This is a genomic window from Virgibacillus senegalensis, assembly GCF_000821245.2.
Lineage (GTDB): Bacteria > Bacillota > Bacilli > Bacillales > Amphibacillaceae > Sediminibacillus > Sediminibacillus senegalensis.
The window spans coordinates 687,867-697,832 of the sequence record NZ_LN611425.1; the positions used below are offsets into that span (position 1 = coordinate 687,867).

The following is a 9,966-nucleotide window of genomic DNA, read 5'->3' on the forward strand; positions in this document are numbered from 1 at the left end:
CCAGTCTCCTTTCTAGTGTACTACCACCTGTTTTTTTGGGGCAGGAATAACCTTCTTCCCTTTTTTTGCATTGAAAGCCTGCAATTTCGCTTCTTCTTCCGTCAAACCGGAAGCTTTTAGTCCTTCTATATGGTCCAGTGTTTGCTTGTATTCTTTTGGAATTACTTTGACAAACTTACTGATGGCCTGGCTCCAGTCAGATAAGATAGCTGCTGCTTTGCTACTAGATGTATAGCGGTAATGGTTTTCGACCATCGCTTTTAACTCTTCGATTTCTTCATAGCTGTCCAATTGCTCGAATTGGATCATTTCTTTGTTAGTCAAATACTCGAAAAGTTTTCGATTTTCGGTGTACACATAAGCAACACCACCAGACATACCTGCACCAAAGTTTTTGCCAACTTCACCGAGAACCACAATACGCCCACCGGTCATGTATTCACAACCGTGATCTCCAATTCCTTCGACTACCACTTTCGCTCCGCTGTTTCGAACGGCAAACCGTTCACCCGCCAGACCATTTATATAAGCCTCGCCGGAAGTAGCACCATAAAAAGCTACATTTCCCGCAATAACATTGCTGTCAGCAAAAACAGACGATTCTGGAGGAGCAGATACAACGATCTTGCCTCCCGACAAACCTTTTCCGACATAATCATTGGCATCACCCGTTAATAACAGTGACATTCCTTTAGGGACAAATGCCCCGAAGCTTTGCCCGGCTGAACCGTTAAATCGCAAGGTGATTGTATCCTCAGGCAAACCATCTGCCCCGTACCTTTTCGATACTTCACTTCCGGTAATGGTTCCTACTACCCGATTAATGTTCCGTATAGGGAACGTTACATCGACCTTTTCCCGGCGAAGTAAAGCTGGTTGCACAGCTGGAAGTATTTTCATCAAATCCAGCGATTGCTCCAACTTATGGTTTTGCTGCGTCTGAGCAGTTCTTATCCCTTCGACAGGATGGATTAGCCGAGTTAAGTCAAGATACTTTGCTTTCCAGTGCTGTTGGGCACGCTCGCTTACCTCCAAAACCTCTGTTCTTCCGACCATTTCATCTACAGAACGGAATCCTAGTTCAGCCATGATTTCTCGTACTTCCTGTGCGACAAACCGCATGTAATTCACTATATGATCTGGATCGCCCATGAATTTTTTCCGTAGTTCCGGATTTTGGGTAGCGACACCTACAGGACAAGTATCCAAGTGGCAGGCACGCATCATCACACAACCTAGCACGACAAGCGGCGCGGTGGCAAAACCAAATTCTTCAGCACCTAGTAAGGACGCCATGACGACATCTCTGCCCGTCATCAATTTTCCGTCGGTTTCCAGCACCACCCGATCTCTTAATCCATTGAGCATCAAGGTTTGATGGGCCTCAGCCAATCCAAGCTCCCAAGGCAAACCTGTATGTTTAATGCTTGTTTTCGGAGAAGCTCCCGTACCGCCGTCATAGCCAACAACAGAAATGACGTCAGCAGCTCCTTTGGCTACACCCGCGGCAATGGTTCCCACTCCGGCCTTTGCTACAAGCTTGACACTGATTCTCGCCTCGCGGTTCGCATTTTTTAAATCGTGGATGAGCTGGGCCAAATCCTCTATCGAATAGATGTCATGGTGCGGAGGCGGTGAAATCAAACCAACACCAGGCGTGGAACCCCGGACATCCGCTACCCAAGGATATACCTTGTTTCCTGGAAGCTGTCCGCCTTCTCCAGGTTTCGCTCCCTGGGCCATTTTAATTTGCAATTCTTCAGCATTCACCAAATAATGACTTTTAACACCGAAACGACCGGAAGCTATCTGTTTGATTGCGCTCTTCCGAGAGTCTCCGTTTTCATCCGGCGTAAATCGTCTCGGATCTTCGCCGCCTTCTCCGCTGTTGCTTTTTCCACCGAGACGATTCATTGCAATCGCAAGCGCCTCATGTGCTTCTTGACTTAGAGAGCCGAAGGACATCGCTCCGGTTTTAAAGCGCTTGACAATCGATTCAACAGACTCGACCTCTTCAATCGGAATAGTCTTATTAACATTTTTAAAAGCAAACAAGTTTCTTAAAAAGTTAAGTCTTTCTCCATCTGCCGCTTTGGAGAACTCTTTAAACAGACTGTAATCCCCACGTCTGCATGCCCACTGTAACGTATGGATTGTTTTCGGATTAAAGGCATGGTGTTCTCCGCCTTTTCTCCATTGAAAATCGCTTCCTGAGTCCAATGTTTCATCAATGGTTTCACCATATGCGTCATTATGACGTTTTTTCGTTTCTGCCCCGATTGTTTCGATGCCGATTCCGTCGATTTGGGAAGCTGTGCCGGTAAAATATTTGTCAATGACATCTTTGCCTATACCGACAGCTTCGAAAATTTGTGCTCCTCGGTAACTTTGGATAGTAGAAATACCCATTTTAGACATCACTTTGACTACGCCTTCGGTTACACCAGCAATGTATTTTTCTACTGTCTTTTGATAACCAAGCTCCAGGTTTCCTTCAGCAATTACTTGTTTGAAAGTTTCGAATACTAGGTAAGGATTGATTGCATCGGCACCATAACCGATCAAAGCGGCAAAATGATGAACTTCGCGCGTTTCTCCCGTCTCGATCAGGATGCTGACTTTTGTTCTTTTTCCTTGTCTGACAAGATACTGGTGCAAAGCACTTACTGCCAGCAATGCCGGAATAGCAGGTTTTTGATTTGTCATTTTCTTATCCGATAAAATTAGCAAGTTGATTCCACTGACTATGGCTTCGTCTGCTTTTTTGAAAAGATTCTCGAGTCCGATTTCTAAATCGTCCTCAAATAGGGAATCAATCTTTCTGCTTCTAAATCCTTCATATTTGTCCTCGGCAAATTCCTGTAGTTGATAATTGGAAAGCACTGGTGTTTCCAATTGAATACGACGGCAGCTGCTTTGGTCTGGATGTAAAATGTTTCCCTCCGGACCGAGGAACGTCATGGTAGACGTAACAATTTGCTCTCGGTAAGCGTCAATCGGCGGATTGGTCACCTGGGCAAACAATTGCTTAAAGTAATTAAATAGTGACTGCGGTCTGTCTGATAGGACGGCTAATGGCATGTCACTGCCCATTGAACCGATAGGATCTTTTCCTTCCATCACAACAGGAACAAGGTATTTATAGATATCTTCATACGTATAGCCAAAAGCTTTTTGACGGATGAATAAATCGTCTGCCAGTTCGGCACCTGCTTGTTCGACCTGATTCGAAACTTTTACAAGCTGATTATCCAGCCACTCCTGATACGGCTTTTCTTGCGCCATTTCTGACTTGATCTCTTCGTCTGAGATAATTCTTCCTTCTTCCAAATCCAGCAGCAGCATTTTTCCCGGACTTAGGCGATCTTTATATAACACATTCTCTTCTTCGACATCGATAACGCCTACTTCCGAAGAATAAATAATATAGTCATCCTTAGTGACATAATAACGGGCAGGCCGCAGACCATTCCGATCAAGAATTGCACCGATCTGGCGACCGTCCGTAAAGGTAATCGAAGTCGGTCCGTCCCACTGTTCCATCAAGGTACTGTGATACTCATAGAAGGCACGTTTTTCAGCAGAGATATGCGGGTTGTTCTTCCACGGTTCCGGAATCAGCATCATAGCAGCATGTGCCGGCTTCCTTCCGGCCAGAGTGAAAAATTCCAACGCATTGTCGAGTAACGCCGAATCGCTCCCTTCCCCATTCAATACAGGAAGAATTTTTTTCAAGTCTTCTCCAAAAGCTTCTGAAACAAATTGTTTTTCCCGAGCTTTCATCCAATTGGTATTTCCGCGCATGGTATTTATTTCACCGTTATGAATCAAATATCTGTTCGGATGCGCCCTCTCCCATGTCGGAAAAGTATTGGTACTGAAACGTGAATGTACTAAGGAAAAAGCAGAAACAAATGACTCATCCTTCAAATCCACGTAAAATTCGTCGACTTGTTCAGGCGTTAACAAACCTTTATATACAATCGTCCTGCTGGATAAACTGGCAAAGTAAAAGCGATACGCTTGGTCAAGTGCCCAGTTTTCCGCCTGCTTGCGGATGACATACAGCTTGCGTTCGAAAGCGAGATTGTCCGCCAAATCGTCCGCAGCACCAATGAATACCTGACGGATAACCGGACAAGTTTCCTGTGCTTTTATTCCGATATTTCTGACATTTACGGGCACATCTCGCCATCCGAGCAGCTTCTGCCCTTCTTGTTCAATGATATGATTAACATAGCCTTCCAATTGTTGCTGTTCCGTTTCATCTCTTGAGAAAAATACCATGCCTACCCCATACTTACCCGCTTCTGGCAGTTCCATGTCCGTGCATATTTTACGGAAATAAGCGTCCGGTACTTGCACCATCAATCCTGCCCCGTCTCCAGTTAATGGGTCGCTTCCCTGACCACCGCGATGGTCAAGCTGGCATAGCATTTGCAATCCTTTTTTTACAATATCGTGTGTTGCTAATCCCTTGATATGAGCATATAAACCAATTCCACATGCATCACGTTCAAATTCAGGATTGTATAAACCTTGTGCCTTAGGCATCTGATTGAAAGTCATAATCTACGCCCCCGTTTACTCTATTCCAATTAAGGTGTCTTATTTTCATTTTAGGTTTTCTTATTCATCCAAACAATATATAATATAGATTAAAACTATCTCATTATGAGATAAGTGGTAAAGGATGAGCTTATGGAACTACGACAATTACGGTATTTTATGGAAGTTGCTGAGCGGGAGCACGTATCGGAAGCCGCCATCCACTTACATGTAGCTCAATCGGCCATCAGCCGGCAAATCGCCAATTTAGAATCGGAGCTGGGCGTCGCGTTATTTGAACGGGAAGGCAGGAACGTTAAACTGACCCAAATCGGCAAGGTGTTTTTGACACATGCGAAAACAGCGATGAAAGCTATCGATCATGCAAAAAAACAAATCGATGAACACCTTGACCCTGAACGCGGTACGATTAAAATCGGTTTTCCAACTAGTCTGGCCAGTCATCTATTACCTGCCGTGATATCGGAATTCAAGAAAAATTATCCGAACATCGCTTTCCAACTCAGGCAAGGTTCCTATAACTATTTGGTTGAAGCCGTGAAGAAACGGGAACTGGATTTAGCCTTCCTAGGACCGGTATTGACAAATGATCCGGAAATAGATGGGCGGATTCTCTTTTCAGAAGATATTTCGGCGCTTGTGCCAGCTTCTCATCGTTTGGCCGAGCGGCAAAGCCTCCATTTAAGAGATATGAGAAACGAAGAATTCGTACTGTTCCCGGAAGGGTTTATTCTACGAAAAATAGCCATGGATGGTTGTCGCCAGGCAGGATTTACACCCAGGATCTCTTCCGAAGGAGAAGACTTGGATGCGATTAAAGGGCTGGTTTCTGCAGGAATCGGAGTCACTCTGCTTCCGGAAAGTGTTTTTTCTGAATCAACTCCGAGGTTTACCAAAAAAATAAAAATAGATACACCTCATCTGCGGAGGACGGTCGGAATTATCAAGCCTGCTACAAGAAATCTTGCACCTTCGGAAAAAGTATTTTATGAATTCGTCCAGGACTTCTTTTCTGTGCTGGAACAATTTCAATGAACAATACTCTCCTAATAAAGGTTGCTAACACGGACTCATGCCATCGGTTGACGGTTCTTATCCTTCTTTTTTACATGTGATCATGACAATATTGAAAAGACCGTGACATAAAAAATAAAAGCCCGGATTACGGGCTTTTATCGTTTGGTGTTGCTTTTTTTGGCTTTTGCTTCTAAATCAGAGTGCGGCCTTTGATCAGCGGTATCCTCTGAAAGTCCTTGTGGGTTGACGCTAGGGGCTGCTTGTCCCCTGTCACGTTTCTTTTCTTTCGCCATTGTTTAGCACCTCCAACAATAGCTTGGCAGATACACTGCTGATTTATCCAAAATAGTAGTGATAATGGTTTTCGCAACCTGGGTTAAAATCGGCATGGCAGAATGGACAAGAATCAGCCTTTTTATATGCTTCAATAGACATTTCGTTATGGCAGCTGCCACATAAAATAGCTTTCTTATTACTATCTGCTTTTGGCCATGCTTCAGCAGTATGTCCAGCGGTTTCCAGATGGCAGCGATAACAGGGATAATACGTATTACAGCAGGCAAACTTTATCGCTACAATATCGAGCTCTGAGTGGTAGTGCTCGCACCGGGTGAAACTGTCCATCACTTTGCCACGCACCTCATGCTTGCCGATGATCATCGTTTCTCCTCCAGTCTAAACCTAAAAATCGATAAATGGCAAATCACCCAACCTGACTTAGCATTTTAGTGAAACCGCGAAGTTCCAATTCTGCAAATTTTTGTTGAATCATCTCTATGTTCACTTTCCATATTGCATCTTCAAGCGCACATTCAATTGGGACTTCGCAGTGGATTTCTGCCAATTTTCTCGATAAATGTAGCATATCGAGATTCTCTTCAATCTTCTTTCTGATTCCGTTTGAAAGGTTTTCCACATTAGCAAGGATTTCCTCTATAGAACCGAATTCCACGAGTAATTTCAAAGCTGTTTTTTCGCCAATTCCTTTCACACCAGGGTAGTTATCAGAAGTGTCTCCCATTAATGCTTTCATTTCAATGACTTGTTGTGGTGATATTCCTTTTGCTTCGAAGAAGGTTTCCTTTTGATATACTTCATAATTTCCTTGTCCCTTTTTCATAATGGCTACGGAAACTTGCTCGTCTACCAATTGAAGTATATCCTGATCACCAGTCAGAATGATCACCTGATGATCTTTGGCGTATTGTTGTGCAAGCGTTCCAATGCAATCATCCGCTTCGTATCCTTTGGTACCGACATTCGGAACATCGAAAGCTTCCATTACTTCTTTAATCAAATCGAACTGAGGGATTAACTCGACAGGTGGTTCGCCCCGGTTCGCTTTATAAGGAGCATAAAGCTCATTACGAAACGTTTTACTGCCCATGTCCCAGCAGCAGATCACGTGGCTCGGTTGAAATGTTGCTACAGCATCCAGGAAATATTTTAAAAAGCCGAAAATACCATTCGTCGGTATTCCTTTGCTGTTAACCATGAAATTACCTGTGAAGGATGTAGCATAAAAACCTCTGAATAATAACGCCATCCCATCAACTAATAAAACGTTATGTTGTTTGTTCATATTATTTACTCCCTTATTTACAGTGAAATCAATCATTTCCTATTATATTTTAACATACAAACACCACTGATAAGAAAAGGCTCCATAAAAAACAATTAAATTGATAGTTTTCTTTTTTCTATGATATAGTTAATCTTACAATTTAGAAGACAGAAGGTGGCAGAACATGAGTAAACAAACTGCTTTTGCAACATTCGCAGGTGGGTGCTTTTGGTGCATGGTTAAACCGTTCGATCAATTTGACGGCATTCATCAAGTGGTTTCAGGATATATGGGTGGACATGTTGCCGACCCAACATATGAACAAGTGAAAACAGGAGAGACCGGCCATTTTGAAGTGGTTCAAATTAGCTATGATCCTGAAGTTTTCCCTTATCAGAAGCTATTGGATATTTACTGGCCCCAAGTAGATCCAACGGATGATGGAGGTCAGTTTCACGACAGGGGCAGCCAGTACCGGGCCGCTATCTTTTACCATGATTACGAACAAAAACAGCTGGCAGAGCAATCCAAGCAAGCGATTATAGACAGCGGGAGGTTTGAGAAACCAATCGTTACTGAAATTCTTCCTGCCGGCACTTTTTATCCTGCCGAAACGTATCATCAAGATTTCTATAAGAAAAATAAAAAAGCTTACCAGGAAGACAGGGCTAAATCCGGCAGAGACGAATTTATTGAAAGCCATTGGTCTTGATAATCCAGATCCTATTTCTTTCTGCAGTTCCCACTTACGGAGCTCAGGTACCTTTCCATCACAATAGTTCCGTAATGGTAACAGAAGAAGGAATTATGACAGAACCACACGTTTTAGAAACGTGTGGTTCTTTATTTGTTTTTGTTTCAATATAATACGGTTCTATACGGAACGTGGTCGTGTCCCCGTGGACGAACGTCCGAGCCTCCTCGCAACACGCGTTGTTGGGTCTCGGCAACCCGTTTTTCCGAAGAAGTCTCGCTAATTTTCCTCTGCTACGCTTTTTCGATCCAAGTTAACAAGTAGACGGATTGACAGATCACACTCTCCCCTTTTGACAGAGACCCTAAAATACTTCTTAATTTAAGGGATTTTTGAATAAGCGTACTCTATATTTCTGGTGGTCCTTCCTCTTCTTTGTTAAATGTTCTCACGCTCGAAATCCATGACCCGGTGTATTAGCCAGGTTGTATCATACGTCCTTTAAGTAACTTATCGAATAACTCAGTTAAGTTTACATAATAAAATTATAAGAGCCTAGTTGTCGGACTAGTTCTTGGCCGTTAAGGAAAACGCCTCTGCCAACAGCTGGTAGGAGTGTAGTTTGGCTTGGAAATCATGGATGTTGGTGATGACCATCAATTCATCTGTTTGGTACTCATTTGCTAGCATGTCCAGCTGCTGTTTCACCTGTTGAGGATTCCCGATTACAGCTCGTTTCCGGTTCTTTGCTATCGTTTCTTGATCTTCAAGCGAAAAAGATCTACTTTTTACTTCCTCAATCGTAGGAACTTTTGTATCTCTACCCTTTCCGACATTCAACAGCCATGCATCCTGGCTAAGCGCCAATTCTTCTGCCTGCTCTTCTGTTTCTGCACATACGGCAAAAACACAAGCATTCGCTTGTGGTTCCGTTTGATTGGATGATGGCTTAAATCGTTCCCGGTACGCTTGGAAAGCAGCTCTCCCATTTTCCGGATTAATAAAATGTCCGTATGTAAAACCTACCCCCAAAGCTGCAGCATTTTTAGCGCCACGTTCGGAAAGGCCCAAAATCCACATCTCTGGAGCAGAATCCACGCGCGGACCAGCTTTGACGGTTTTATACGGGTGGTCAGACGGCAGGGAATTATGCAGGAAACCTAGTAAATCAGCGGCCTGGCGTGGAAAAGAACTAAGGCTTTTCTTCACCCCGTCGGTCAAGGCTAATCTTGTCGTTTGATTACCACCCGGCGATCTTCCCAATCCCAAGTCGATTCTGCCTGGATAAAATGCTTCGAGCATTTTAAAGTTTTCCGCTACATGGAGCGGACTGTACTGGGGCAGCAGGACGCCTCCAGAACCTACCTTGATTGTTTCCGTTTTAGCAGCTATTTGGCCGATTAAAACTTCCGGAGAAGTGCTGGCCAATCCGCCGGTACTATGATGCTCCGCAACCCAATAGCGGGTATAGCCGAGCCTTTCTGCCTCCTGTGCAAGTTGAACAGTGTGTTGTAACGCTTGTTCTGGCGACTCCCCCCGTGAAATGGGAGACTGGTCCAGTATACTTAGCTTCATTGCTGCCACTTCCTCTTCTCTACAGATTGTTCTTTAATATTCCTGAATTGTTTTTCTGAATCCGTAAAACGGCCGGAAACCGTTCTTTTCATAAAACTCCTTTGAACTGCTCGTTGCCAGCATTTCCATTCGTGTTTCTGGATGCAAATGGTGTACATGGGCAAGTAATGCTTTCCCGAGTCCTGACCCACGGTACGCCTTAGCAATCAACAGTTCACAAATGTACAATGTCACCGCCTTATCTGTCAGTCCTTTGACATATCCGACTACATTTTCCTGTCGACTAGAACATAGGAAACTTCTGAATGCTCCCATGCCCGTTTTGTCGAATCCGGATTTCCGGTTAAATTATTCCAGCCCTCGCTTTGGTTCAATTGCTGGATTTGACCAAAATCATCCGGCTGATATGTACGACAATAAATGGCGTGTCCATCAACTTTTATCTCCACTGCAGCTTCCCCCGTTCGACTCTATTCTTTTTCTTTGATTCTTATTTTACTAGTATGCCTTAATTGAGCCAAATAACTGACCTCCATGTACGTTTAAA

The 9,966-nt window shown here is 43.8% G+C and carries 9 protein-coding genes; 2 read left to right on the forward strand and 7 right to left on the reverse strand.

All coding sequences use genetic code 11. The annotated features are described in order from the left end of the window. Window positions 1-12 precede the first annotated feature (12 nt). Entirely contained in the window at window positions 13-4,569 is a 4,557-nt protein-coding gene (gene gltB, locus BN1067_RS14285; protein ID WP_053219516.1) for a glutamate synthase large subunit, read from the reverse strand. Window positions 4,570-4,701: 132 nt separating this feature from the next. Between gltB and BN1067_RS14290 the strand changes: the two genes are divergently transcribed. After that, window positions 4,702-5,604 carry a LysR family transcriptional regulator gene (locus BN1067_RS14290; protein ID WP_053219517.1) on the forward strand — a complete coding sequence of 301 codons (903 nt, stop codon included), beginning with the start codon at window positions 4,702-4,704 and terminating at the stop codon, window positions 5,602-5,604. 137 nt (window positions 5,605-5,741) lie between these two features. Here BN1067_RS14290 and sspL read toward each other — a convergent pair whose 3' ends face one another. From sspL to BN1067_RS14305, 3 genes are read right to left on the reverse strand one after another with little or no spacing between them, the layout of a single operon-like run. After that, a complete protein-coding gene (sspL, locus tag BN1067_RS14295) occupies window positions 5,742-5,879 on the reverse strand; it encodes a small, acid-soluble spore protein L (protein WP_110943505.1) in 138 nt (45 codons plus the stop codon). 43 nt (window positions 5,880-5,922) lie between these two features. Then, complete coding sequence (locus BN1067_RS14300) at window positions 5,923-6,246, reverse strand: CHY zinc finger protein (protein WP_053219518.1); 324 nt, start codon at window positions 6,244-6,246, stop codon at window positions 5,923-5,925. Window positions 6,247-6,289: 43 nt separating this feature from the next. Then, complete coding sequence (locus tag BN1067_RS14305; protein ID WP_053219519.1) at window positions 6,290-7,168, reverse strand: 5'-3' exonuclease; 879 nt, start codon at window positions 7,166-7,168, stop codon at window positions 6,290-6,292. A 166-nt stretch (window positions 7,169-7,334) separates the two neighbouring features. Between BN1067_RS14305 and msrA the strand changes: the two genes are divergently transcribed. Further along, entirely contained in the window at window positions 7,335-7,862 is a 528-nt protein-coding gene (gene msrA / locus BN1067_RS14310; protein WP_053219520.1) for a peptide-methionine (S)-S-oxide reductase MsrA, read from the forward strand. Window positions 7,863-8,411: 549 nt separating this feature from the next. Here the strand turns inward: msrA and BN1067_RS14315 are convergent. Genes BN1067_RS14315 through BN1067_RS20520 form a run of 3 tightly spaced genes read right to left on the reverse strand, consistent with a single transcriptional unit; the run spans window position 8,412 to window position 9,868 of the window. Next, window positions 8,412-9,419 (reverse strand): LLM class flavin-dependent oxidoreductase, encoded by a 1,008-nt coding sequence (locus BN1067_RS14315; RefSeq protein ID WP_053219521.1) that lies wholly within the window; start codon window positions 9,417-9,419, stop codon window positions 8,412-8,414. Window positions 9,420-9,452: 33 nt separating this feature from the next. Further along, window positions 9,453-9,734, reverse strand: a complete 282-nt coding sequence (locus BN1067_RS14320; RefSeq protein WP_324777907.1) for a GNAT family N-acetyltransferase — start codon at window positions 9,732-9,734, stop codon at window positions 9,453-9,455. Further along, window positions 9,686-9,868, reverse strand: coding sequence for a hypothetical protein (locus tag BN1067_RS20520; RefSeq protein WP_324777908.1), 183 nt, complete (start codon window positions 9,866-9,868; stop codon window positions 9,686-9,688). Before BN1067_RS20520 ends, BN1067_RS14320 begins: the two co-directional genes overlap by 49 nt. Window positions 9,869-9,966 lie beyond the last annotated feature (98 nt).

Coding starts and splice junctions, on each gene's coding strand:
- BN1067_RS14315 (WP_053219521.1), bottom strand. CDS start 9,419: ATGAAGCTAAGTATACTGGACCAGTCTCCCATTTCACGGGGGGAGTCG.
- BN1067_RS14320 (WP_324777907.1), bottom strand. CDS start 9,734: ATGGGAGCATTCAGAAGTTTCCTATGTTCTAGTCGACAGGAAAATGTA.
- msrA (WP_053219520.1), top strand. CDS start 7,335: ATGAGTAAACAAACTGCTTTTGCAACATTCGCAGGTGGGTGCTTTTGG.
- sspL (WP_110943505.1), bottom strand. CDS start 5,879: ATGGCGAAAGAAAAGAAACGTGACAGGGGACAAGCAGCCCCTAGCGTC.
- BN1067_RS14305 (WP_053219519.1), bottom strand. CDS start 7,168: ATGAACAAACAACATAACGTTTTATTAGTTGATGGGATGGCGTTATTA.
- BN1067_RS14300 (WP_053219518.1), bottom strand. CDS start 6,246: ATGATCATCGGCAAGCATGAGGTGCGTGGCAAAGTGATGGACAGTTTC.
- BN1067_RS14290 (WP_053219517.1), top strand. CDS start 4,702: ATGGAACTACGACAATTACGGTATTTTATGGAAGTTGCTGAGCGGGAG.
- gltB (WP_053219516.1), bottom strand. CDS start 4,569: ATGACTTTCAATCAGATGCCTAAGGCACAAGGTTTATACAATCCTGAA.